This is a genomic window from Pseudomonas sp. NPDC087346 (assembly GCF_044744235.1).
GTDB lineage: Bacteria > Pseudomonadota > Gammaproteobacteria > Pseudomonadales > Pseudomonadaceae > Aquipseudomonas.
In genome coordinates, this window is sequence record NZ_JBIUXX010000009.1 from 64,460 (window position 1) to 89,645 (window position 25,186).

At 60.6% G+C, this 25,186-nt stretch carries 22 protein-coding genes; 19 read left to right on the forward strand and 3 right to left on the reverse strand.

The genetic code is table 11. From position 1 onward, the window contains the following. Nucleotides 1-2: 2 nt before the first annotated feature. Nucleotides 3-845: an AraC family transcriptional regulator ligand-binding domain-containing protein gene (locus ACIOZM_RS07825; RefSeq protein WP_401211566.1), complete on the reverse strand. Its 843-nt coding sequence runs from the start codon at nucleotides 843-845 to the stop codon at nucleotides 3-5. Between the two features lie 96 nt (nucleotides 846-941). On the opposite strand from ACIOZM_RS07825, the gene ACIOZM_RS07830 reads away from it, so the two are divergent. Next, complete coding sequence (locus ACIOZM_RS07830) at nucleotides 942-1,859, forward strand: LysR family transcriptional regulator (RefSeq protein WP_401211569.1); 918 nt, start codon at nucleotides 942-944, stop codon at nucleotides 1,857-1,859. Between the two features lie 129 nt (nucleotides 1,860-1,988). On the opposite strand, the gene ACIOZM_RS07835 is transcribed toward ACIOZM_RS07830, so the two are convergent. Continuing rightward, entirely contained in the window at nucleotides 1,989-2,921 is a 933-nt protein-coding gene (locus tag ACIOZM_RS07835) for a LysR family transcriptional regulator (RefSeq protein ID WP_401211571.1), read from the reverse strand. A gap of 71 nt (nucleotides 2,922-2,992) precedes the next feature. Between ACIOZM_RS07835 and ACIOZM_RS07840 the strand changes: the two genes are divergently transcribed. Continuing rightward, the gene (locus tag ACIOZM_RS07840; RefSeq protein WP_401211573.1) at nucleotides 2,993-4,012 is read left to right on the forward strand and encodes a helix-turn-helix domain-containing protein; all 1,020 of its coding nucleotides are present in this window, start codon (nucleotides 2,993-2,995) and stop codon (nucleotides 4,010-4,012) included. Between the two features lie 124 nt (nucleotides 4,013-4,136). Here the strand turns inward: ACIOZM_RS07840 and ACIOZM_RS07845 are convergent, their stop codons facing one another. Continuing rightward, nucleotides 4,137-5,834 (reverse strand): sulfatase-like hydrolase/transferase, encoded by a 1,698-nt coding sequence (locus ACIOZM_RS07845; protein ID WP_401211576.1) that lies wholly within the window; start codon nucleotides 5,832-5,834, stop codon nucleotides 4,137-4,139. Nucleotides 5,835-6,225: 391 nt separating this feature from the next. Between ACIOZM_RS07845 and ACIOZM_RS07850 the strand changes: the two genes are divergently transcribed. The 17 genes from ACIOZM_RS07850 (at nucleotide 6,226) to ACIOZM_RS07930 (ending at nucleotide 25,007) form a co-directional block, all read left to right on the forward strand. Next, entirely contained in the window at nucleotides 6,226-7,578 is a 1,353-nt protein-coding gene (locus ACIOZM_RS07850) for a UDP-glucose dehydrogenase family protein (protein ID WP_401211578.1), read from the forward strand. Beyond that, complete coding sequence (locus ACIOZM_RS07855; protein ID WP_401211581.1) at nucleotides 7,575-8,612, forward strand: NAD-dependent epimerase; 1,038 nt, start codon at nucleotides 7,575-7,577, stop codon at nucleotides 8,610-8,612. Before ACIOZM_RS07850 ends, ACIOZM_RS07855 begins: the two co-directional genes overlap by 4 nt. Before the next feature lie 18 nt (nucleotides 8,613-8,630). Beyond that, entirely contained in the window at nucleotides 8,631-9,377 is a 747-nt protein-coding gene (locus ACIOZM_RS07860) for a sugar transferase (RefSeq protein ID WP_401211583.1), read from the forward strand. Continuing rightward, entirely contained in the window at nucleotides 9,377-10,024 is a 648-nt protein-coding gene (locus ACIOZM_RS07865) for a CpsD/CapB family tyrosine-protein kinase (protein WP_401211586.1), read from the forward strand. The genes ACIOZM_RS07860 and ACIOZM_RS07865 overlap by 1 nt, the downstream gene beginning before the upstream one ends. A 21-nt stretch (nucleotides 10,025-10,045) precedes the next feature. Continuing rightward, nucleotides 10,046-11,074, forward strand: a complete 1,029-nt coding sequence (locus ACIOZM_RS07870; protein WP_401211589.1) for a polysaccharide biosynthesis/export family protein — start codon at nucleotides 10,046-10,048, stop codon at nucleotides 11,072-11,074. Between the two features lie 21 nt (nucleotides 11,075-11,095). Beyond that, complete coding sequence (locus ACIOZM_RS07875; protein WP_401211592.1) at nucleotides 11,096-12,688, forward strand: GumC family protein; 1,593 nt, start codon at nucleotides 11,096-11,098, stop codon at nucleotides 12,686-12,688. Further along, on the forward strand, nucleotides 12,685-13,776 hold the full coding sequence (locus ACIOZM_RS07880) for a glycosyltransferase family 4 protein (RefSeq protein WP_401211595.1): 1,092 nt from the start codon (nucleotides 12,685-12,687) through the stop codon (nucleotides 13,774-13,776). The genes ACIOZM_RS07875 and ACIOZM_RS07880 overlap by 4 nt, the downstream gene beginning before the upstream one ends. Then, the gene (locus tag ACIOZM_RS07885; RefSeq protein WP_401211597.1) at nucleotides 13,773-15,143 is read left to right on the forward strand and encodes an O-antigen ligase family protein; all 1,371 of its coding nucleotides are present in this window, start codon (nucleotides 13,773-13,775) and stop codon (nucleotides 15,141-15,143) included. The genes ACIOZM_RS07880 and ACIOZM_RS07885 overlap by 4 nt, the downstream gene beginning before the upstream one ends. Next, on the forward strand, nucleotides 15,140-16,108 hold the full coding sequence (locus ACIOZM_RS07890) for a glycosyltransferase (RefSeq protein WP_401211600.1): 969 nt from the start codon (nucleotides 15,140-15,142) through the stop codon (nucleotides 16,106-16,108). The genes ACIOZM_RS07885 and ACIOZM_RS07890 overlap by 4 nt, the downstream gene beginning before the upstream one ends. Further along, nucleotides 16,101-17,237, forward strand: coding sequence for a glycosyltransferase family 2 protein (locus ACIOZM_RS07895; RefSeq protein ID WP_401211603.1), 1,137 nt, complete (start codon nucleotides 16,101-16,103; stop codon nucleotides 17,235-17,237). The genes ACIOZM_RS07890 and ACIOZM_RS07895 overlap by 8 nt, the downstream gene beginning before the upstream one ends. Nucleotides 17,238-17,250: 13 nt before the next feature. Next, nucleotides 17,251-18,252 carry a polysaccharide deacetylase family protein gene (locus ACIOZM_RS07900; protein WP_401211605.1) on the forward strand — a complete coding sequence of 334 codons (1,002 nt, stop codon included), beginning with the start codon at nucleotides 17,251-17,253 and terminating at the stop codon, nucleotides 18,250-18,252. After that, nucleotides 18,249-19,556, forward strand: coding sequence for a lipopolysaccharide biosynthesis protein (locus ACIOZM_RS07905; RefSeq protein ID WP_401211607.1), 1,308 nt, complete (start codon nucleotides 18,249-18,251; stop codon nucleotides 19,554-19,556). Before ACIOZM_RS07900 ends, ACIOZM_RS07905 begins: the two co-directional genes overlap by 4 nt. Next, nucleotides 19,553-21,472: a hypothetical protein gene (locus tag ACIOZM_RS07910; protein WP_401211610.1), complete on the forward strand. Its 1,920-nt coding sequence runs from the start codon at nucleotides 19,553-19,555 to the stop codon at nucleotides 21,470-21,472. Before ACIOZM_RS07905 ends, ACIOZM_RS07910 begins: the two co-directional genes overlap by 4 nt. Before the next feature lie 81 nt (nucleotides 21,473-21,553). Next, a complete protein-coding gene (locus ACIOZM_RS07915) occupies nucleotides 21,554-22,243 on the forward strand; it encodes an N-acetyltransferase (RefSeq protein ID WP_401211613.1) in 690 nt (229 codons plus the stop codon). 4 nt (nucleotides 22,244-22,247) lie between these two features. Continuing rightward, entirely contained in the window at nucleotides 22,248-23,438 is a 1,191-nt protein-coding gene (locus tag ACIOZM_RS07920) for a GNAT family N-acetyltransferase (protein WP_401211616.1), read from the forward strand. After that, on the forward strand, nucleotides 23,410-24,201 hold the full coding sequence (locus ACIOZM_RS07925) for a ChbG/HpnK family deacetylase (protein ID WP_401211618.1): 792 nt from the start codon (nucleotides 23,410-23,412) through the stop codon (nucleotides 24,199-24,201). The genes ACIOZM_RS07920 and ACIOZM_RS07925 overlap by 29 nt, the downstream gene beginning before the upstream one ends. 113 nt (nucleotides 24,202-24,314) lie before the next feature. Further along, complete coding sequence (locus tag ACIOZM_RS07930) at nucleotides 24,315-25,007, forward strand: GNAT family N-acetyltransferase (protein WP_401211621.1); 693 nt, start codon at nucleotides 24,315-24,317, stop codon at nucleotides 25,005-25,007. Nucleotides 25,008-25,186 lie beyond the last annotated feature (179 nt).

The following is a 25,186-nucleotide window of genomic DNA, read 5'->3' on the forward strand; positions in this document are numbered from 1 at the left end:
ACTTACAGCGGATTGAGCCTGAACTGCTTCGGGGTGATGCCGAACTGCTTGCGGAACGCGCGGATGAAGTTGCTCGGCTGGCGATAACCGAGGCGCTCGGCGATGCGTTCGATCGGCTGATCGCCAGCGGTCAGCCAGTGCCGCGCCAACTCCAGACTGTCGCTGCGATTGGCCGGCGAAACCTCCGTCTGCCAATGGCGCAACATGCTCTGGTGCAGAAACGGATTGGCGCCGAGCAGCACTTCGTCAAGGCTAGAGCGATGCAGTGTCAGACGTGGATGTGCGCCCTCCTCGACGTCGATGCCGACGCCGCGCAGCCAGTCTCCAGCGGCTTGCGGCGGGCACAAACTGACGCTGGCAAAGACTTCGCCGGGGCTTTTGCCAAGCCGTCGGGCAATGTTACGCACCAAGGTGATTGTCCCGGCATCGAGGCCGAAATGATGCGGCTGGCCTTGCACTGGACGAAGGTGCAAGTGCGCAACCTCTCCGACCTCCTGAAGCTCGGCGACCACGTAATTGGTCACCCTCGGTACAAAGTTGACGAAGCATTCGAGGCTGGCACGCAGGGTCGGTGCCGAATCCAGCAAAATGTTCAGGCCTTGCAGGCAGGTGGTCGCCAGACTGTTCACCAACTCACAGCCGAAGGTTGGCGCAGCGCCGGCCTGTTCGCATTCACGCCACAATTGTTCGACCTGATGCGCAGGGATCTGCCGATCCTGATCGATCAGCGCTGCCGGGCTGATTCCGGCCAGCGCCAGCAGGTTTTGCGGGCACAAACCGGATTGCTCGGCGTGGCTGAGAATCGTCCGGGTGAAAGCGCTGGAGGCGAATGTGGGGGTGGACATGGCGGCGACTACTGGAAGACAGGCGTGTACTTATGCCAGTCGACGTGATATCGATCAAATGCATTAAAAGTATCCGCAGAATGCAGGAGACGCATGATGGATTTGCGACAGCTTCGCCACTTAGTGGCCCTCGCCGATTACCGCAGCTTTGGCCGCGCTGCCGAGGCGATCAATCTCAGCCAACCGGCGTTCAGCCGCAGCATCCAGACGCTGGAGCGTGACCTGGATTGCGCGTTGGTCGAACGCAGCAGCCGCGAGTTCCGCCTGACCGGCCAGGGCGAGCTGGTGCTGCAACACGCCCGACGCCTGCTCGCCGGCAGTCAGGCGCTGCATAACGAACTTACGCAGTACAACGGCTTGACCGGTGGCGAATTGCAATTCGGCAGCGGCCCGTATCCGGCGCAACTGCTGGTGCCGGAAGCGCTGGCCGAGTTTATTCAGGCGCACCCGGCGATTCGTACCCGATTCCATCTTGGTGACTGGGAACAACTGGCGCTGTGGTTGCGTGAGCAGCAGATTGAATTTCTGGTGGCCGATGCGCGCTACTTCACCGGTGATCCGCAGTATCAGGTGCAACTGCTGCGCCCGCGTCAGGGGCGGTTTTTCTGTCGTATCGATCATCCGCTGGCCGGACGTGAGGATCTGCCTCTGCGCGCCCTGCTCGATTACGCCGTGGTCGGCACGCGGATTCCGCCGATGATCCGCAAAATCCTCGCCGATGTGCAGGGTGAAGCGGACTTCAACCCCAGCGTCGAATGCGCACAATTCGACGCGATCCGTCGGGTGGTGATGAACTCCGATGCGGTGGGAATCGCCACGCTGGAAGCCGTGACCGAGCTGGTCGAACTGGGGCTGATCCGCCTGCTCGACTTCATCGACGTCCCGCGCAACGACCCCGGCCTGCAACTGCATTACGGCATCGTCAGCCGCGCCGGCTACTCCATGACTCCGGCGGCATTGGCGATGGTTGAGGCGATCCTGAAAGTCGACCAACGCCTGCTGGCCAACACATAACACCCTGTAGGAGTGAGCCTGCTCGCGATGGCGGCGGACCAGTCAACTATGTTGGTGACTGACAAACCGCTATCGCGAGCAGGCTCACTCCTACAGGTTTTGCGCTCGAACCAGGAAAGTCTGTTGCACCTATCGCGAGGCAGTTCGCTCCCACAGCGCGGGTGTAGCGGCTGGAATTTGCGGGTCACCAAGGGCGCGCAGCAGGCAGTGCATTGCTTCTTCGCGGCTGCGTTCGAAGCGATAACGGGCCTCGATATACAGCGCCAGTTTCAGTTCAACCGCGTCCTCCAATGGCAACGGTGCCTGGCGCATACCCAGCGCACTGGCGACCCGGCTCGGCAGGCTCAGACCAAGCGGCTGGCGGTCGGCGATCAATTTTGCCGCCAGCGTGCTTTGCGTGCTCACCGCAATCGTCCGGCGCAAGCCTTTCAGACCGAGGTGCAGATCCACCGGGCTCAAACCGTCACGCCGGCTCGACACCTGAATCTGCGGCTGCTGCAAATACGCCTGCAACGTACGCGGTGGTTCCTGCAACGCTTCGCCATAGGCGAACACATAGTGATCCGCCGGCAGACTGCGTTTGTGCAAACCATTGAGTCCGGCCAAGGGCTGATCAATGTCGATGAGGATGTCGAGTTTGCCACTGGCCAGATCCTGCAAGGCGTCGCGCCGACGTGGCTGAAAGTAGCGCACCTGCCAGTCGGCATGCGGCGACTCCAGCAGTGCGTCGAGCAGCACCGGTTGCAGGCAATCCAGACAACTGATGCGCAACAACGGATTACTCTGCCGCGCCGCCGGGATCATGCGCAAACCCTCACGCAACGACTCCAGCGCGTTGCGCACATAGTCGGCCAGCCGATGCGCCACCAGCGTCGGCGTCACTCCGAGCCGACTCTTGATAAACAACGGATCGCCGCACAAATCGCGCAGCCGTCGCAGCGCATTGCTCATCGCCGGTTGCGACAGGCTCATCACCTGCGCGGCACGGGTGACGCTGCGTTGCTGGTAGATCGCATCGAAGGCAAGCAACAGGTTCAGGTCGAGCTGGCGTAAATCAAGCATGGTCTTGCTCCGGCAAATCGCTTAACGTCGGCCAGCCTAACCAGTGTCCCGGAACAAGCGGTGAGCCCCAAATGACAAAAAGCGATCAGCCACCCGCCAACGCCTTTTACGCGCCGACCCTGCTGCCGGCCATCGAAGAACTGCTCGCCCGAGGTATCAGCCGCGAAGCCATCGAAGCGCAATTCCATCGCAGTCTGTTCGACTTGCGCACGCCGTTCATGCGCATTCCACTGGTGCTGTCGCGGCGCTTCTGGGTGTTTGCTCTGGAACAGACCGACGACCCGTTTATCGGCCTCGCGGCGGGCCGGCGCTTCGTTTCCACCGCCACCAATGGCTTGACCTATCTGTTCGACGTCGCGGTCTCGCTGGAAAGCGCCTGCGATTATTTCGTGCGTTTTTTCCCGTTCTTCAACGGCCATTACCGCGCGCAGATCGTGCGTGACGGTGATGCTATCGAACTGCGTCTGCTCGACGCCGGCAGCTTGCAAGCATGCGCGCCGATTGCCGATTACATCCTCGTCAGCCTGTGCAGCATGCTCCGGCGCAAGTTGCTCGCCAGTGGTCTGGAGCGTGATCCGGTGTTGGCGGTGACGCTGGTTTCGCCGAGCAGTGAAGAACATGAAAAGGCCTTTCGTGCGCCAGTGCACGGTTCGCGGGAGTACCCGGCGATTCAACTTGATCCGCAGTTGTTCACAGCACCGCTGACTCCGGGCAATCAGGGGCTGGAGCAAACCTTGGTCGAGTTGCTGGAACAGACCCGCAGCCACTGCGAATCGACATTACTTGAGCAACTCAGCGATTACTTGATCGAGGATCTGGCGAGTGCCGACTGGAAGCAGTTTTGCGCTGATCGACATCTGGTGGAACGCACGGCAGCGCGGCGGCTTAAAGCGCAGGGCTGGAGTTTTTCAGAGTTGCTGGATGAGTATCGGCGCTATCGGGCCGAGGATCTGTTGCAGGCGGGGGGACTGGAACTGGTGCAGATTTCTGATCGGCTGGGTTATAGCGATGTGCAGAGTTTCAACCGGGCGTGTCTGCGGTGGCTGGGGTGTGCGCCGGGGGTTTATCGGGCTCGGTGGATCAAGGTTTAGAAGTTGCGGTGATTGAGCGGGCCTCATCGCTTGCAGGCAAGCTCCCACAGGGATTGGCATCGTACCCGCTTCAACTGTGGGAGCTTGCCTGCAAGCGATAAGGCCAGTGAGCCCACTACAAACCTCACTCCCCCACCGCCACATTGGACCCCGCCTCACCCGGCGTAACGATGGTATTCAAATCAATATGCTTCCACTCGGGCTTGGCCCCCAGCCGTGCATTGAAGCGGTAATTGAAGGTGAAATCATCAGCCGTCGGCACCGTCAACGGTTTGCCATACACCGCCTCGATCCCCGTCAGGTCATACCCCATCAACTGCAACAGCGTCGGGAAGATGTTGTAGTGGCTGGAGCGGTTCTTGTTGGTCGCCAGTTGCGCCTGCCAGTCCAGGGTTTTCAGCTCACTGCCGGAAATCACCACCAGCGGCACCAGCCCCTCTTCTTCCACCGGGTCACCGCCGCAATGCGTATTGAGCCCGGGATTACCGCGTTCATGCAGATCCTGGCCATGGTCGGAGGTGTAGATCAGCAGCGCATTGTTCAGATTGGCCTGGGCAAACACCCGCGCAAAGAACTCGCCGACATTCCATAACACCGTGTTCTTGTAGGCGTTGCGGTACAGCACCCATTCATCCGGCTGCCCGTTGAAACCGTCGCGCTTGCCGGTATCCGCCACTTCGGTGAACTGCCCGCGTGGCAGGGTCGGACGGTAGGCCATGAAGGCATCGGGGTATTTGTCGTGTACCGGAAAATGCGCGCCGACCTTGTTGATCACCACCAGCTCCGGTTTATCGTCGTTGAGCAGCTCAATCAACTTCGCCGCTGCTGCCATGTCGCGGTCGCGGACGCTGGTCTGGTCAAACTGGACGAACTCGTCGATGTCCTTTTTCTCGGTATCGGTCATCAGGTTCTGCAGATTGCCGCCGGTGCGCTGCGCGTCGATATACACCGTGCGCAACCCGGCCTGTTTCGCGTACTGCCAGATCGACGGTAGCGTGCTGTTGATGCGCATGTAGTCAGTGCGGGTGCCGCCGTAGCGCAGGGTGACGTTGGTGTCGGCGCTGCAATTGGCGACCGACGCGGCATAGCCGTAATTGAAAATATCGACGCCGGGGTGCGCCTCTTTGAGATTGCTGTGCACACCGAACGGCGCGTTGATGTCCAGGTAATTGCCGGAAATGCTTTCATCGATGATCAGCACGATGTCATGGCCGACCGCTTGCCCGTTGCGCGCCAGCGTCACCGGCTCACGCGGGCCGACGGTGTTGTGCAGCGCTTCATAGGCGAACAGGTTCAGATAAGCCAGCGGCGTGTACATGATCGGCAAGCCCCGCGCACCCTCACCCGCCCGCAAAAACAACACCGCGCTAAGCAACAATACGCCACACAGCGGCGCCGCCACACGCAGCGCATTCGGCACGACAAGCGCATGACGCGGTTTCAGACCGATGCCGAACAACAGCAACAGGCCCGTGAGCGCTCCGTGAATGATCGCGTCGCGGTACTGATACGCGGCTTCCTGAATAAAGCCGCCGGAATACACCAGCGAAACAAAACTGCTGTAACTCAGGTAATCGGCAGTGACGCGGGTATATACATCGAAAAACACCGCAGAAACAAACATCGCCAATGCGAATAAATGCCGAATGAGTGTCTGGCGGATATAGGCCGTTAGATATAACGCTATCGTCAGCGCCAAAAACATCGCGCCAAAAAGAAGTACAGCCGGGCCCATGCCGATAGCATTTAACCGATCTACGTAATATTCGGAATAAAGCAGCAGATAAATAACTAAAAGCAGTTCTTTCGAATATCGAAACATGGCAATTCCGGTCGCTCGAAACGGCATTGGGGTCAATCATTTGTCGGTAAAAATCTGACACTAGCACCCGGCCATCAAAGCGCAAGAAATGGCTGGTTTTTATCGAAAGCGTCAAAAAACCGTTGACTCAAATCTGACACACTCCAATCGCTACAAGCCTTTAATTTCGCGGCGTTCGACCGTTTATCGCTTTCTTCTGAATGTGAAAAAAGCGTCAAGCACGGGACAAATTGAGCCGTAGCAAGCACTTGATGGCCAATCGCCCGAAAAATTCGAGGTGTTATACAGGTGCAACATGTCATTTTGCTGACACGCTTTTCTCACCCTGCGCTATACCCCTTTTGACAGTTCGATTTTAATTCTTTTTCACCGTCTTACGAGGCACGCCAATATGGACGTGAGCGTATTTGGTACGGGCTATGTTGGCCTGATACAAGCAGCGGCGCTTGCCGATGTCGGACACCGTGTCTTATGTATCGATATTGATTCGAACAAGATTAAACAACTACAACAAGCTGTACCGCCTATCAGCGAACCCGGCTTGTCCGCCACTTTGGAAGAAAACATCAAGGCCGGCCGCTTGTTGTTCAGCACCCAGGCCAGCGATGCGGTAGAGCACGCCGAACTGATCTTCATCGCCGTGGGCACACCCGCCGATGAGGACGGCTCCGCTGACCTCAGCCACGTGTTGAATGTGGCGCGGCAAATCGCCTCGCACATGGAGGCAGATCGCACGCTGATCATCAAGTCCACCGTACCGGTCGGCACCGCCGATCAAGTCGCCGCCACCGCCAATGAAGAACTGCAACGGCGTGGCAAAAGCGCGCTCAAGGTGCGGATGGTCTCCAACCCGGAATTTCTCAAGGAGGGCAGCGCCCTCGCCGACTGCATGCGCCCGGACCGAATCATCGTCGGCACCCTAGACGACGAGGCCCGCGAGCAGATGAGTGAGCTTTACGCGCCGTTTTGCCGCAATCATGAAAAGCTGATGTTCATGGACAACCGCAGCGCCGAACTGACCAAGTACGCCGCCAATGCGATGCTCGCCACGCGCATCAGCTTCATGAACGAACTGGCCAACCTTACCGAATTGCTCGGCGCCGACATCGAAGCGGTGCGTAAAGGCATCGGCTCCGATCCGCGCATCGGTTATCACTTTATCTATCCCGGTTGCGGCTTTGGTGGTTCGTGCTTCCCCAAGGATCTGCGTGCCCTACTGCACACCGCCGAACACAACGGCATGCCGTTGAAATTGCTGCGCAGCGTCACCGAGGTCAACGACACGCAGCGCCACATTCTGTTCAGCAAACTCAAAGCGCAATTCCCCAAGGGCCTGGCTGGCAAGTCGATTGCCGTGTGGGGTCTGGCGTTCAAACCCAACACCGACGACATGCGCGAAGCCCCTAGCCGTTATTTGATGGATGCGCTGTGGGCCGAAGGCGCCAGCGTCCAGGCTTACGACCCGGAAGCGATGTCCGAATGCCGGCGTATTTATGGCTACCGCAACGACCTGCACCTGTGCGCGACCCGCGATGACACGCTGGAAGACGCCGACGCGCTGGTGATCTGCACCGAATGGAAAAACTTCCGCGTGGTGGATTTCGAGTTACTGGCGAGCAAGCTGCGCTCGAAGGTGATCGTCGACGGCCGCAACCTCTACAACCCTGAACACGTGGCTGCCGCCGGCCTGCATTACACCGGTATCGGTCTGCGTCATATTGCTCCTGAAGGGTTGCGGCCATGAAAATCCTGGTCACCGGCGCGGCCGGATTCATTGGCGCACATTGCGTGTTGCGACTGATGCGTGACGGACACACGGTGGTCGGTCTGGATAATTTCAACGCCTACTACGACCCGCAGCTCAAACGTGATCGCGTGGACTGGGTACGTGATCAGGTCGGTGACTTTCACCTCGCCAACATCGATCTGGCCGACGCGCCGGCCATCGACGCACTGTTTGTCCGCGAACAACCAGAGGTGGTTATCCACCTTGCGGCGCAGGCCGGGGTGCGTTATTCGCTGGAAAATCCACGGGCCTATCTGGACAGCAATCTCAGCGGTTTCCTGAACATTCTTGAAAGCTGCCGGCATCACCCGGTCGAGCACTTGATCTACGCCTCGTCGAGTTCGGTGTACGGCGCCAACCAGCACATACCGTACTCGGTACATGACGGGGTAAATCATCCGCTGTCGCTGTACGCCGCAACCAAAAAAGCCAACGAGCTGATGGCCCACAGCTACAGCCATCTGTTCGGCATTCCCAGCACTGGCCTGCGTTTTTTTACCGTGTACGGACCATGGGGCCGGCCGGACATGTCGCCGATCCAGTTCGCCCGGGCGATCACCGATGGCACGCCGTTGAAGCTGTTCAACTATGGCGAACACCAGCGTGATTTCACCTACATCGACGACATCGTCGAGAGCATCGCGCGTCTCACCGACCATCCGCCGCACGCGCACCCGGAATGGGATCGCGAACATCCCGACGCGGGCAGCAGCATGGCCCCGTGGTGCCTGTTCAACATTGGCGGTCACCATCCGGTGGAGCTGAAAGCCTATCTGGCGCTGATGGAAAAACACCTCGGCCAGAAAGCCATTGTCGAGCTGCTGCCGATGCAACCGGGCGATGTACTCAATACCTGTGCCGAGACCGACGATCTGGCCCAGGCCACCGGATTCGAACCGCGAATCGAACTGGACGAGGGACTCGGGCGCTTTATTGCCTGGTTCCGCGACTACTACCCCACTGCCTATCGCCCACGCGCCGCTCGCGGCTGAACATCAGCGGAGGACTCCATGACTGGACATGAGAAAGGTGTACCGATCCAACACCTGCAGCGCGACAAGCGCATGGACCCGGAGCAGCGCATGCGTCTGGACGCAGCGATCCATCGTCAGGGTCGTGGCTGGTTCACTGGTCGCGATGGTGGCCGGCCATGGACACTGTCGCGCACCAACCGGGTCGTGGCCTGCATCGGCGCACTGCTGATTCTGCTGGTGTTCTCGCCGCTGTTGCTGGGCTTGGCACTGGCGATCAAGTTCACCAGCCAGGGCCCGGTGATGTTCGTGCAGAAACGCACCGGCTATCGCGGCCGCAAGTTCGGCATGTTCAAGTTCCGCACCATGGTCAGCAACGCCGAAGAACTCAAAGAGTCGCTGCGTCACCTCAACAAGCACGGGGCCGATGCCATCGACTTCAAAATCGACAAGGACCCGCGCATCACCGGTATCGGTGGTTTTCTGCGGCGTACCAGCCTCGATGAATTGCCCAATCTGTTCAACGTAGTGACCGGCGACATGCGCCTGGTCGGCCCGCGTCCGACCTCGTTCAACGCCTATCGCTACAAGGACAACCACCTTGCACGTCTGAGTATCTACCCCGGCATGACCGGCCTCTGGCAGATATCCGGGCGCAGCAATATCGACTTCGACCAGCGCGTTGAGTTGGACCTCAGCTACATCGCCGAGCAAAGCCTTTTGCTTGATCTGAAGATCCTGTTGAAAACCCCCTTCAAAGTATTCAGCGGCCACGGAGCAAGCTAATGGACGGTTCAACCAACAAAAGCCTGAGCATCGCTAGCCCCAGCGAGTCGAACCTGACCTCGACCGTGCTGGATCTGGATCTGCGGATTCTGTTTCTGACCGCCGCCAACCCTGGCGCCGGCACCACCACCAGCGCTCTGGCGCTGGCCAGCCAACTGGCGCAAATGAGCAGCGGCCAAGTGCTGCTGGTGGACGCCAGCCAGTCGGCGAACAACCTCACCCAGCAGTTGAACCTGAGCAAGGAGCGCGGCCTGCGTGACCTGCTGTTCAACCCGGACAGCCCACCGCTGTTGCAGGACTGCGTGGTGCAGGTGTCGAGCCTGCCGTTCCACGTACTGCCCAATGGCCGGCCGATTCGCACCACCGAACACCTGACTGCCGAGCGCCTGAGCCCGTTGCTCGACCAGTTGGGTAGCCAGTATCGCTTTGTGGTGATCGACGGCGACGCGGTGTATTCCGCCGCCGACACGCTGGTGCTGAGCACCCAGGTCGATGGCGTGGTGTTCGTGGTTCGCGCCGAAGACACCCGCTGGGAAGTCGCCCAGGCCGCCGTGCAACGGCTGACTCAGGCCGGGGCAAAAGTGGTCGGCAGCGTGTTCAACCGGCGCATGTACTACATGCCGAAATGGCTCTACAAAAACCTGTAAGCAAACGCGAGGGACGACGCCATGAACGCCAAGATACTGGTTCTGCTGATGCTGCCGCTTGCAGGTTGCTCCAGCACTTCTGAAACTCAAAACATGCCGGTGAATATCCTCACCGCCGCTCCGGCCAACGCTCAAGCCACCGACATGCCGAAGATCGAGCAGACCCTGCGCCCGCAGGATGTGCTGGACGTGATCTTCCACATCAGCACCAGCGGTTCGGATGCTTATCGCGTGCAGTCGGGTGACCAGATCGGCCTGAACTTCACCGCCGCCAGCCAGCTCAACGGCAATCAACTGGTGTTGCCGGACGGCACCATCAATCTGCCGGGCGCCAACACCTCGGTGAAAATCGCCGGGCTGACCAGTGACGAGGCACGCGACGAAATCCAGCGGGCCTATCAGCGCAAGCAACTGTTTCAGCCCAACCGCAATCAGTTGACGGTGCAGATCATCAGCCCGCTGACCAATGAACAGAACCTGAAAAGCGCGCTGAACCACCCGGCCACCGGCATGAGCCGCGAGATCACCGTCGGCACCGACGGCTATGCGAGTTTCCCGGAAATCGGCGCCGTGCCGCTGCAAGGCATGACCGTCAATCAACTCGAAACCTTCCTCAACAAGAAATACGCGGCCCTGCCGGGGCGGATGAGCGTCGATGTGCTGCTCAAATCCACCGCCGGCAACGAAATCTACGTGCTGGGCGAAGTCGGCCAGCCAGGTTCCTACCCGATCCGCCGCCCGGTCTCGGTGCTTGAAGCGCTGACCCTGGCCCGTGGCACCAACATCAAGGCACGCCTCGATTCGGTGGTGATCATGCGCCGCAACGGCAATCAGGTGCAGGCCGTGCACTACGACGTCGAAAAAGCGCTGGCCGGCGACGCGTCGCAAATCGCCTACCTGCAACCGGACGACATGCTCTACGTGCCGAAAACCAAACTGGCCAGCGCCGGCGAACTCGCCCGGCAATTGGCCGACGTGGTGCTGTTTCAGGGCGTGGGCATGAGTTTCAGCTACCGCCTCGACAACAAAAGCGACAACAACAGCAACTAACCGACTCTCAGGTGACCGACCATGAATCCAAAGGAAAACTACCTGCATGAGTTCTTCAGGATCTTCTTCGCCAACAAGCAACTGGTGAAGCGTGTCTTCCTGATCTTTGCAGTCATCGCACTGTTGCTCCCATTGGTGCTGAAACAGAGCTTCGATATCACCGCGCAGGTGATCGTGCAGTCGAAAAAACTCTCCCAGGGTGACGCCACCACGTCACTGACGGTCGATAACGCCACGTTCATTCCGCCGTCACTGGCGGACATGGAAACCGAGAGCAATATCCTCCGCTCGCCGGCACTGATCCGCCAGACCATCAGCGAACTGCGCGACAAGGGCGAGTACACCCCGCCCGCCGGGATGTTCGCCCGACTGGTCGGCGATCCGTTCAAGCGCTACGTCACTTCGCCGCTGCGCCAATACGTGATCAATCCAGTGCGTAATGCCTTGGGGCTGCAAACCGATCCGGTGCGCGACACCGCGCTCGACGCCCTGACCCAACAGGCCATCGACAGCCTGAAAATCGAGACCCTGCCCGGCTCCAACGTGATCTCGATCGTCTACAGCTTCCCTGACCCGCATCAAGGCACGACGTTTGTCGCCGCCCTGCTGCAAAACTATCTGTTCAGCCGTCAGGCGCTGCAATCGATCGACCTGCCGCAATCGTTCTACGAATCGAAAAAACACCTGTATCAGGTGCGCCTCGATGGTCTGGAAGGTAACCGCCAGGCGTTGCTGGAAAGTGTCGCGTCGTCCGATCCGAAGGAGGAAATCACCTTCCGCCTGAACGCGATCAACACCGAAGAACAAGCACTGAACCTGTATCAGGATCGCCTGTTGCAGAGCCAGCGCTGGCTCGAATACCTGAAAACCAGTCTCGCTGCCGCGAGCAGTAACAAGCTCAACGACTACACCTTCCCCTACACCTTCACCACCACCGTCGACAACGTGGCGTTCGAAGATCGGGAGATCAAACAGCTCGGCGAGCAACTGACCACACAGGTCAGCCGCTACATGAACGACCTGGCGGTGTTCCAGCCCGGCAGTGAGCCGATGCTGTTGACCCGCGAGCAAATCGCTCGCACCCGTCAGCAATTCCTCAAAGTGGTGGCCAACCGCATTCAGGAACGCACCAACGACCTGGCCGTGGTGCAACAGGTGATCGATCAGAAAACCGCACGCATCACCGACTTCAAAAACCGCATCCACACCTTGCAGCAAACCCAAAGCAAGCTGCGGCAGATGGACACCGAGATCGATGCGATGCATGCAGCGTTCTCGACCTACGCCCAGCGTTTCGCCGAAAGCAGCACCACTGGCGCGCTGAACGACGACCTGTCGAACGCCCGGGTGCTCAGCCCGCCGTTCGAACCGACCGAGCCTGCGTTCCCGAAACCGATGTTGATCATTCCGTTCGGCTTGTTCACCGGTCTGTTGTTGGCGATTGCCTTTGTCTACGTGCGTGAGTTCTTCGATCACCGTTTCAAACATCCGGCGCAAATCACCCATGAACTGGGCTTGCCGGTGTTGCTGGTGATCAACGATCAGAACGCGCAACCGGGTAATCCGCACAAAAACTGGACCGTGCCGAGCTTCGTGCACTGGGTGCGCAATTGAACACCGCGTCCTCCCCGAACGCCGCGCTGCCGATCATTCATTTGCTCAGCAGCGGCGGCTTCTATGGGGCCGAGCGGATGTTGCTGGATCATTGTCTGGCGACGCCGGGACAGCATCAGGTGCTGTTTCTCGACGCGCCAGCCGAACTGATCGCGCGCTTTCGCGACGCCGGGGTGGACGCTCACGGTTGTGCAGGTCTGGGGGGCTTGCTGCGGCACTTGCGTCAACGCCGCAGCGAGCATCCGCTGATCAACACCCACAATTTCAAAGGGCTGCTGTTCGGCTGGGTTGGCGCGACGTTGTTGCGCCTGCCGCTGGTCATCACCCAACACGGTTTCACCCCGCGTAGCCGCAAGCAGAAGTTCTACACCTGGCTCAGCCTGCAACTGTGCCGCACCGCTTCGGTGGATCGGGTGGTGTGCGTGGCCGAGAGTATTGCCGTGCTGCACCGTCAGGCCAGTGTGCGGGCGGAAAAGCTGCAAGTGATTCCCAACGGTTTACCGGCTGCCGCAGCGATGATTCCTGATCTTGACCGGCAACGCTGGCTCGCCGGTTACGTCGGACGCCTGAGCAGCGAAAAAGGCCCGGATCTGTTTCTCGATGCACTGATCCCGCTGTGTCATCAGCACCCGCAACTGGATGCGGTGATGCTCGGCGATGGCCCTGAACACGAGGCATTGCAGGCGCGGATCAACGCCGCAGGTCTGCAACAACGGATTCGTCTGCCGGGTTATCAGACCGACATGCAACCGTGGTGGCGGCAACTGGATGCGCTGGTGATCAGCTCGCGCACCGAAGGCACACCGATGATTTTGCTCGAAGCAATGCAGGCCGGCGTTCCGGTCGTGGCGTTTGGTGTCGGCGGGATTCCCGATGTGCTGCAACACCGGCAAAGCGGTCTGCTCGCGACACCGGCCGACAGCGCCGCCCTCGCCCGCCAACTGACGACTCTGCTGACCGAGCCGAACCTGGCCCGGCAGCTGCGCGACAACGCAAAACGCACGCAACTGGATCGCTACGACCTCAAGGCCCTCGCCGAACGCTGGTCGCAGCTGTACATCCGCACGGCACGGGAGGCACGCGCATGATTTTCCCGCTCTCGATCGTCAGTCTGCTCGCTCTGGTCTGCGTCGGTTTACTGGCCAGCCCTTACCCGTATCTGGCGCCGGGCGCGGTGCTCGGGCTGGTGGGTGTCGCGGTGCTTTACCGCAAACCGACCTGGGGCCTGCTCGGGATTGCTGCGCTGGTGCCGTTCGAGGGGTTTTTCAAAGACAGTTCGCTGTCGGGCAGCAAACTGCTCGGCGCCTCGCTGGCGGTGATCCTGATGCTGCAACTGGCGCTGCATCAGATTCCGTCCGAACGTCTGCGCAGCAACCTCTGGCGTTATCTGATCGTTTTCATGACCCTGTACTTTCTCAGCCTGCTGAACACCGATGACATGGGCATGTCGCTAGGGCATTTGCGTGAACTCAGCGTCGGCCTGATCCTGTTCGTCATCACGCTGTTGATCGGCCGCGATCTCAACCTTGATCTATTCACCCGACTGGTGACCCTGAGCGTCAGCGCCACCTGCGCCATGGCGATGTTCTCGACCAAATTCCAGGATCAGGGGCGCGCCGCCGGCCTGCTCGAAGACCCTAACGCCTTCGCCCTGCTGATCGCTTTTGCGGTGCCGATGGGCCTGCTGCTGGTGATTCGCAGCCCGAACCTGCTGCACCGGTTGTTCTGGGGCGGTTGCTGCCTGCTGCTGCTCGGCGGCATGACCAAAACCGAATCGCGCTCCGGGCTGGTGGTGCTGGCACTGAGTCTGTTGATCGGTTGCTGGCATTATCGGACGCAGCTTGCGCACATTCGGCCACGGCATCTGGGTTTCGCCATGCTCGGCGCCGCCATCGTCATCCCGCTGGCGATCTACGCAATGCCCGCCGGTTACATCGCGCGCATCCAGTCATTGAGCGTATTGAGCGCCGGCGCCAAGGGCCACGATGATGAATCCCTCGGCCGTCGCGCTTCGTACATCGTGGTCGGCAGCCAGATGATCCGCGAGAACCCGTTGCTCGGTTCCGGCCCCGGCACCTTCCCGCTGCACTACGCGACCACCGGTTACGCCAAGGCGTTTTCCGCCAACCGCAAGATCGGTGACCTGTACCGCCGCGCCCACAACACCTATCTGGAAATCTTCAGCGAACTGGGGATTCCGGCCGGCCTGATGTTTGTCGGCATGCTGACGCTGGGCCTGTACAACCTGATCCGCGCCCGCCGCGAATGGATGCAGCGCCGCGACTGGCATCAGGCCGACCTGATGACCCACCTCGGCGTGAGCTTCCTGTCACTGACGCTGTTCCTGATGTTCCTCAGCGCGCCGAACCAGAAATACGTGTGGATCATGCTAGCGCTGACCAGCGTCCTGCGCCTCAAGGCTGAGCAAGCGCCGAAACTGGAGGCCAGAGCATGAGCCGCATCAGCATTGTCATCCCGATGTTCAACGAAGCCCGGCACATTGGCCGTACCTTGCTCGCTGCGCAAAAAGCCGCGCATGCAGCGAACGTCGAGTGCGAACTGATCGTGGTCGACAATGGCTCGACCGACGATGGCCCGCACATCGCCCGGCAGTTCGGTGCGCAAGTGCTGGTGTTACCGGGATTGCTGATCGGTGCCTTGCGCAATCGCGGCAGTCTGCTGGCGAGCGGTGACTGGCTGGCGTTCATCGATGCCGATGTCGAGATGCCGGAAGACTGGCTGCAACCGTTGTTCGATCTGGAGGCCAGTGGCAAGGCCGATTTGTTCGCGCTGGACTTGCACACCCCGGCCGAAGCGCCGTGGTTTGCCAGCGCCTGGCAGCGCCGCACGTTGCGTGTTTCCTCGCAGACCTCACACGCAGTGGACTGGTTGCCGAGCGCCAATCTGCTGATGCGCCGCACCTGGTTCGACAAGGTCGGAGGTTTCAACGAAACCCTGCGTACCGGCGAGGACAAGGAGTTCACCCTGCGTCTGCATGAACAAGGTGCGCGCTTGCTGTCGATCAACAACAACGTCGCCCTGCACTGGGGTTACGAAATGAACTGGCGCGAGTGGATGGGCAAGGAAATGTGGCGTCAGGGCAGCCACCTGCAATTGCTCCGTACCCATGGTTTCAGCCTGCGCCTGCTGCGCTTTCCGATGTTGTCGCTGGCGGCATGGCTGCTGGACCTGATGGCGATTTCCGCACTGCTCAACGGTTTCCCGCATCACGCGGCGATCATGGTGTCGCTGACCCTGATCCCGGCGCTGGTGCTCAGCGTGCGTCAGAGTTCGCGTCACCATAATCTCGCCCTGACCCTGCAACTCTGGGGTCTGCACTGGATACGCCTGCACCTGGCCGGAGCCGCGTTCATTCTCAGTCTGTGTCATTGGAACGCCAGGAGGCCTGCCCGTGGCTGAATTCATTTTCTGGACCTGCCTGTTGCTGCCGGTGTACGCCTACCTTGGCTACCCGCTGCTGCTGACAGTGCTGGCGCCGTTGTTCCCGGCCTGGCGGCACACGCCGGCACCGCCGCTGAACATCAGCATCGTGATCGCCGCGCACAACGAGGCGCGGCACATCGAGCATAAGTTGCGCACGCTGCTGGCCCAGGATTATCAGGCCGCCAGTTTGCAGATCATCCTCGCCAGCGACGGTTCGACCGACGACACCGTGGCTTGCGCGCACAAAGTCATCGACCCGCGCATCACCGTGCTCGACCTGCCGCGCCAGGGCAAAGCCGCGACATTGAATGCCGGGACAGCGCTGAGCACTGGCGACATTCTGGTGTTCACCGACGCTGATAACCAATGGTCGCGGGACACCCTTGGCTACCTGCTCGCGCCGCTGAGCGACCCGCAGGTCGGTGCGTGTGCAGGGCACATGGTGATCCCGGTGACTGGCGGTGGTTTGAGCGTCGGCGACAGTCTGTATCGGCATTACGAAGGCTGGCTGCGCCGGGTGGAAAATCGCACCGGGTGCATGGTCTCCGCCGACGGTGCCTTGCTCGCCCTGCGCCGCGAGTTGTTCCAGAACGTGCCGGCGGAGGTCAACGACGACTTCTTTCTCAGCACCTGCGCACCGATAGCTCACAAACGCATCGTCTATGTGCCCGAGGCGCAAGTGATCGACCACGGCGTCGATGAGGCCGACAAACAGTTCCGTCGCCGCCAGCGCGTCACCGTCGGTGGTCTGCAAAGCCTCGCCCAGCGCAGCGAGCTACTCAACCCGCTGAAACATGGCCTGTATTCCCTGGCGCTGATCAGCCACAAGCTGATCCGGCGTCTGGCGCCGATCCTGCTGCTGCCGTTGCTGCTGAGCAACTTCTGGCTGTGGAACGAGCATGGTTTCTATCGACTCAGTCTGATCGCGCAATTGTTCGGGTACGCCGTGGCAATTGTCGGGCTGCTGGATTCGCAACACCGCTTGCCCAAACCGTTCCGCTTCGCTGCATTTCTGCTGGTCACCCTTGCCGGGATGAGTGTCGGCCTGTGGCAGTTCCTGCGCGGTCATCGATATGCCCAGTGGAATCCTGAACAGAACCGTTGAGAGGACACATGCCATGGCGATCAAACAACTGATAAAACGCACCAGTGGCTGGCTTTACCTCAACTCGCCCGTAGGCCGAAATCAATTGCAAGGCGCCGGGGTGATTCTGATGCTGCACCGGGTGCTGGCCAATGATCGCGCCGCCGACCTGCCGCATCGCAATGAACTGTGCGTCGGGCCCAAGGCATTCGAGCACTTACTGGTGTGGTTACGCCGGCATTTCGATTGCGTACCGCTGATGGAAATCCTCCAGCCGAACTCGTTGCGCAGCGAACGGCCGCAGGTCGCGCTGACCTTCGATGATGGCTGGCGCGATAACGCGGAAAACGCCTTCCCGCTGCTGCAAAAGCATCAGGTGCCGGCGAGCATTTTCCTCTCTACCGATTTCATTGGCAGTCGCCAGCGCTTCTGGTGGGAAAGCCTCGGCGAAACCCTGTGGGGCAGCCACGGCGAAAAAGCGCGGATGCATTTGATCGAATGCCTGCACGCCATCGGTCATCCACTGCCGGTGCTGCTGGACGATATCGATACCGATCGGCGCAGCCTGTCGCTGCTGCATTACCTGCAATCCCTGAAAGAACTTGAACCGGCGATGCTCGACCGCCTGACCGGCGAATGCCCGCCAGAATCGCAACCGCAAGCGCTGGACTGGCATCAGGTGCGCTCGCTGGAGTCATCCGGGCTGGTGCGGTTCGGCCCGCATGGCGCCAGTCACGCAATTCTTACCGGTCTCGATGACGTGCGCCTGCACGAAGAAATCAGCCGCAGCCGCGATGCGCTGTACAACGGCTGCAACCGGCCGCTGCCGGTGTATTGCTACCCCAACGGTGACAACGACGAACGCGTGCGCAAGCAGATCGCCGAGCATGACTACCCGTTTGCGCTGGGCACCGGCACCGGCATTTATCGCGGCGAAGGCGATCCGCTGAACCTGCCGCGCTTTGGCGTCAGCCAGCGTACGGCGCGCAATCCGGAACTGCTGTCGTGGCGGATTTTTCGCGGCGCGCGGCCATGAGTCGCAGCAGTTACCTGAAACACCTGGCGCTGAGTATGGGCACCAAACTGGCGATGATCGCCCTGCGTTTGCTGCGCAACGTGCTGCTGGCGCGCATTCTCGGGCCGAGCGAACGCGGCCTGTTTGCGCTGCTCAGCACTCTGCCGGATTTGATCAGCGCCGCCACCAGCGGCGGGTTGAATTCGGCGGTCGGTTATCAGGCGGCCAAGCAGCGGCCGATGGGTTTACTGCTCAGTCAGGTGCTGGTGTTTGGTTGTTTACTGGCAGCGTTGTTGACCTTGCTGGTGGTGGCGCTGGTGCGCGAATTCGGCAGCGAACTGGACGTCACCGTGCAACTCGGTCTGCTCGCCTGGCTGTTGCTGCTGGCGGTACCGCTGACCGTACTCAAAAGCGGCCTGCTGACTTTGCACAACGCCTCGGGCGGCGTGGTCGCGTTCAATGCCTTGCGTCTGGTCGAGTCGCTGGCGCCGCTGCTGCTGTTTCTCGCGCTGTTCTGGATGTGGAAAAGCGCCGCCCTCGAAGCGGCGCTGATCAGTTGGCTGGCCGGTATCAGTTTGGTGGTGCTGGCCGGTTGGGTCTGGCTCAAACGCGCACAACCGTTGCACCTGCAATGGGATCGCGCCGGCCAGAAAGAACTGCTGCGCTACAGCGCCCGCAGCCATCCGGACTTGCTGTTTCAACAAGTGATTCTGCGCTCGGATTACCTGTTCATCGGCGCCCTGCTCGGCAGCACCGCGCTCGGTCATTACGCGATGGCCAGCGCTGCCGCCGAACTGTTGCTGATCGTCCCGGAAGCGGTGACCACGCCGCTGATGAAACGCCTGCTGCAACAGGACGAAGGCATGGACAAGGTCACGCCACTGGCGCTGCGCCTGACCGCCACGGTGATGCTCGGCGCCTGTCTGAGCATGGCGCTGATCGGTAACTGGCTGATCGTGACCTTGTTCGGCGTGGCTTATCAACCCGCGTATCCGGCGCTGCTCGCGTTGCTGCCGGGGCTGCTGGGCTTGTGCTACGCAAGCATTCTGCGTCTGGACTTGCTGGGCAAGAACCGTCCCGGCGCGGTGTCGCTGCTGATGGGTCTTGGCGCCCTGCTCAATCTGGCGCTGAATCTGGTGATGATCCCGGCTTACGGCATCGTCGGCGCAGCGGCGGCGTCGTCGATTGCCTATCTGGCGGTGACCATCGCCATGCTGGTGCTTTATTGCCGCTTGAGCCACGTACCGTTCTGGCAAACCCTGATCATTCTGCCCAGCGATTTCGCGCCGATGTGGCTGATGTTGCAACGCCGGAAGGCTGCATGAAAGGCCTGTTCCTGCTAATCGGCCTCGGCCTGTCGCTGGACGCGACGGCGGCTTCGATGCGTTGGGGCGAAATTCGTGACGGCAGCCTGTATCTGCAAGCCAGTCGCCCCGACACGGTGACCGTGCGCTGGACTCCGGCGTGGCAGGCCGATGCTAATGAAGAGCATCTGTACCTGATCGACGGCCAAGGCAAATTGCAGGGTGACCGGTTCATAAAGGCCAGTGAAGTTCGTGGCAGCCAGAGCTGGGTGTTGCTACCGGGCGCGGCCAGTTATCGCCTGGAAATCCCCGGCTACAGCTTTCGCAATTACCGCGTCGAACACGACGAAAACACCGTAGCGCTGTTCGCCCCGGCCAAGGTGCATTTCAGTGCGCAAACCCACAACGGCGACGAGTTGTACTTCAAAGTCGCGCCGGGGGAACACGCAGTGCTTGCCGGCAAATTCCACGGCGGTGTCAGCGCTTTGCAGGCGCAACGCGTGGGTGACGGGCAAGCGTTGACGCTGGCACTCAAACCTTATCGCGCCTACTGGCAGTTCGATCAGGTCGCATTACCGGTCAGCGAGCGCGAGCAAGTCTGGCGCCTGCGTCTGCAAGGCAACGGCAAAGCCGCGTTCTGGCTCGACGGCACGGCCAATCTGTTCGCACAGAATCCGCAGCAGCTCCAGCCTCTGCGTGAAGATGCCGGGCAAACCCGTTTGACCCTGCACGACAAAGTCCTCGGACGCACACCGGATCTGGGCATCGCCCTGCCCTACGTGCTGCCGCCACCCGCCAGTCACGCTGCACTCGATGCACTGAAACCGACGGCGGCGAGTTACTACAGCTTTGTCGATGTGATGGCGAGAAACCCACATTTCGAAGACGCATTCCGCAAGGTTTATCAGGATCGTTTCGGCATCAAGCAGGACATCACTTTGCTCGCTGGCAGTCAGCGCCAAGCCGATTTGCGCGCCGACGTGCAAAGCAACAGTGGCCTCGACGCGTGGCTCGCCGGCACCCGCGAACTGGGCGGCAAAGGCACGCACTACATCGGTTTTGCCGACGAGCCGAATCTCAACTATTCGAGCTACGCGCAGTATCAAGCGATCTTCACCAGCATGGCGCGACAAGTGCGCATCAATCCGGCGAATGCCAAGGCTGGCGTGCGCATCGCCATGCCGGCCAGTTCGCGGCTGGTCAACGGGCCGTTCGCCGACAACGCGGCGGACAAGCGTGGCATCGACTGGGCGCGGCGTCTGCTGGCCGAATCCGGCACTCAGATCGATGCCTTGGCCTGGCACGAATGGATGATCCGCGACCTGCTCGCCACCCGGGTCTATCGCGACAGCGTGCGCCGCGCCGCCGAACTGGTCGGCCTCGACGCCAAGGGGCAACCGCGCAAAGCGCTGCTGCTGGATCAGACCAATATGTCCAGCGGTTCAAACCTGAGCCCCTACGACCAGGAAACCCATTACGCCTCGCTGTGGTGGGCCTCGGTGGTGATCAATGCCTCGCAGGATGGCTTGCTGAGCATGCTCAGCTGGTTTCAGGCCGCCGACGAGCCGCAGTACCCCAAAGGCATGTTGCGGGTGCTGGGGGATGATCGTTTCGAGCTGAAACCGGTCGGTCTGGCGCAACAGTTCATCGCGCAGCACTGGCTGCATCAGGTGCTGTGGCTGGAGAACGATGCATTTGAAGTCGATGTGCTGGCGATGGCTGACGACAAACAGCATGGCCTGCTCGGAGTGAACAAAGGCACGCGCATGCAGCGTGTCGATTTGAGCGGCGCCAAGTGCCCGCTGAACAACGGCGCATTGCGCTACTTCGGCGCCGACAACCGCAGCCGCGACGCGCCGTTTGCCTGCCGCGACGGTCGCGTCAGCTTTGATTTGCCAGGGGAAACCCTGTTCGCCCTGAGCTGGATCGCGTCATGAACCCTTATTCCGATTAGAGAAATGGCCTGGCAAACACACAATTTTTGGTGTTCACCTGGCCAAGGTTCAGGAGTCAACGAGATGAGTATTTTCAGCAAACTCAGTGAAAACATCCGGCAAAAAGGCCTGCGGGCGACCGTCAGTAAAGTGTGGAAGCACTACGTGTTTTCCCATCAGGAACTGCTGTGGATGGAGCGCGATCTGGTCAGCCCGGTGCCGCCACACAACCTCAAACCCTATCCGCCGCTGCGGGTGGTGAAGATCACCGCCGACAACGCCAGCGCCTTCGCCCGCTACTTCGGCGACCGCGTCGGCACCATGGCTGAACTGGCCAACGAGGGCTACACCGGGCACATGCATCTGGACGATCAGGGCGACGCCGTGGCCTTCATCTGGGGCAGCGCCCGCGACTATTTCGACCGCCATTACTACGGCTGCATGTTCCCGGTGAAATCCGGCGAGTTTTTCGAATTCGGTGGCGAACTGACCCGCGCCTACTGGGGCTCGGAACTGTCGGTGGATCTGCAACTGGAACTGTGGAAAGCCATGGCTGATCAGGGCTGCGACAAAGTGGTGGACGTCTGCGAGTTCCACAACATTCCTGCACTCAAGCTGCACTTGCGCATGGGTTACACCGAGCAAGGGCGGATCATGAACGTCTATACCCTGTTCGACCGCTGGCGCTTCTACCGCGAAACCCGCTACAGCGGCTCGCGTCTGGATGCGTTGCGCAAACCTTCCCGTCCACCTGTCACAGCAGCGGCGACCTGAGCCTATGGCAGCAAGATTCGAATGGCGCACTTCACTGTGCGCCGCCGACTTCCCGGCTGCGGCGTATGAAACGCTGCGCTTGCGGGTGCCCGATCACACGCCGTTCAACAGCCTCGGCTGGTTGCGCGCGGCAGAACTGACCCTTGGCAGCGATGAGCGTCTGCACATCCTGCTCGGTTGGGAGGCGGATGAATTGCGCCTGTGCCTGCCGCTTGTGGCGAGTCGCGAGCGCTTTGGCGGGTTGTCATTTCGGGTGCTGCATCACTTGGGTTATCCGCTGGCGGATCGTCTGGCGCTGTTGTCGCTGTTGCCAGTTGAGGACATGCGCGAAGTTCTGGTGCAGATCCGTCGGCGCCTGCCTCATGCGTTGCTGCAACTCAACGAATTGTCCGAGCCTGCCGGTGAAGAAAGCCTCCTCACGCAATGGATGGCCCACAGTTCAACGGGTGAACGGCGCTTGAGCTGTCGAGTGCCGGTGCATTTGATCAGCGAGACGGATCATCAGGAAGTCGGTGGTGATCCGCGCTACAAACTGCGCCGGGCACGCAAACGGATTGCCGCGTGTGGCGCCCAGGTTCAACGGATTGTTCCTGATGCAATGAGCATGGGCCCGCTGTTGCAGGCGATCAGCGAAGTCGAAGCGGTGAGCTGGAAAGGTGACGAAGGCGTCGGCATTTTTGCCTCCGGACGCAGCCGGCAATGCATCGAAAATGCTTTCACCGCCCTCGCCGCCCAAGGGCTGGTGCGCGTGGTGACGCTGGAACTGAACGGACGTTGCATCAGCTATCGCCTCGGCTTGCTGGAGCAGGGTCGGCTCTACGATTACAACCTCGCGTTCCTGCCGCAATACGCCGATCTGGGCAGCGGTCGCGTGCTGCTGGATGAGTGGATTCGCTGGGGGCTCGAAGAGAACTGGCACTGGATCGATGCCTCGCGGGTGAGTCTGGAAAACTCTAGCCATCAACTGCATGAACGCATGACCGGACAACTGGAGCACTGGCGCTGGAGTTTCTATTCCTGGCGCCCTGGCGGACTGTTGCTGGGGTTGGGCTTGCGCCTCTGGCATCGGCTCAAACCGAGGGTGCTGCAATGGCGTGCGCAACGTGCGACTTCGGCCGCGCATGCCGCCCCGGTCAAACCTGTCGCGATTCCCACGGAGGGCGAACATGCCTCGGCAAGTCATAGTCAACGCTGACGATTTCGGCCTCAGCCCAAGTGAAAACGCGGTGATCTTTTCGGCGTTTCAGGCGGGGCTGATCAGCTCCGCGACGATCATGGCCAACATGCCAGAGTTCGTGGCTGCCTGCGCCATGTCCCGCCATCCGATGCTCGAAGGAAGGATCGGCCTACACTTCAATCTGACCTACGGCAAACCGCTGAGTCAGTCGATTCTGGGGCGGCGAACCTTTTGCGACAGCCACGGTGTTTTCGATCTCAGTCTGGCCCGGCACAGCCTGTGGCTCAGCCGTGACGATCGCGACGCGGTGCAGGAAGAATTGCAGGCGCAGTGGCAACGTTGCGTCGATCATGGCGTGCGCCCGAGCCACTTCGATTCGCACCAACACGTGCACAACATCTGGCCGATTGGCGAGATCGTGGCACGCTTCGCGGCGCATCAAGGCGTACCGATTCGATTGGCGCGCAACCTCGGACAAAACCTCAGTTTGCCCAAGCGCTTGTTCAAGGGTTTGCTCAATCGGCGCCTGCAAGGTCTGGCCGGCGCCACGGCAGATTACGTGTGCACCCCGGTGGACCTGCGCAACGACGTCGCGCCGACCGACGGCGTGCTGGAAGTTGTCGCTCATCCGAATCAGCTTGGGGCTGATTTCGGTGATGCCTATCTCGAACCGGGAGAGTCCCTGAGCCGCGTGCTAGAGCAGCGGTTGGCGGGCGTTCCACGGGTTTCCTATGCCGACTTGAACAAGGATTTTCTACGCGGTGCTGCGGCACTCGATTGACTTACATAACTTGCAATACTTTCGAAGATGGCACTTTGAAATGTACTTGCAGGCTTGATCTATACCCATCAAAGCGTCATCCACAACACCGGGCCCCGGCCACGGAGGGCAACATGAGCGTCATCGAAAAACTACAAGAACGCATCCGTCAAAAAGGCCTCGGTCGCACCTTCGGCACCCTATGGAAACGCTACGTGTTCTTCCACTGGGAACTGCTGTGGATGGAGCGCGATCTGGTCAGCCCGGTGCCGCCGCACAAGCTGCGCCCCTATGACGGTTTGCGCAGAGTCGACATCACCCCGGACAACGCCAGCGCGTTCGGCAAACACTTCGGTGACCGGGTCGAGACCATGGCCGAACTTGCCGCCGAAGGTCATACCGGGCACATGTACCTGGACGCCGATGGCCACGCAGTCGCGTTCATCTGGGGCAGCATTCGCGACTACCATGACCGTCACTATTACGGCTGCTGGTTCCCGGTCAAACCCGGCGAGTTTTTCGAATTCGGCGGCGAAATGGCCCGGCCGTATTTCGGCACCAGCCTGTCGGTGGACGTGCAAGTCGCACTCTGGGAAGCCATGGCCGCACAGGGCTGCGACAAAGTGGTGGACGTCTGCGAAACCCACAACATCCCCGCACTGAAACTGCACATCCGCATGGGCTACCACGAACAGGGTCGCGTCACCCATGTCTACGGCCTGTTCGGACGCTGGCGCTTCTACCGCGAAACCCGCTACAGCGGTTCACGCCTGGAACCGCTGCGCAAACCAGGCCGGCCAGTGGTGAGTGCGGCGGCGCAGGCTTGATTCATTCCCAGCATTTGCGGCGGCGCTGAAGCCGCCATCGCTGGCAAGCCAGGCTCCCACAGGATCTTCGGTGTACACAGTATTTGTGTACGACACAAAACCCTGTGGGAGTGGTGAGTGTGGCGGCGCTGAAGCCGCCATCGCTGGCAAGCCAGGCTCCCACAGGATCTTCGGTGGTA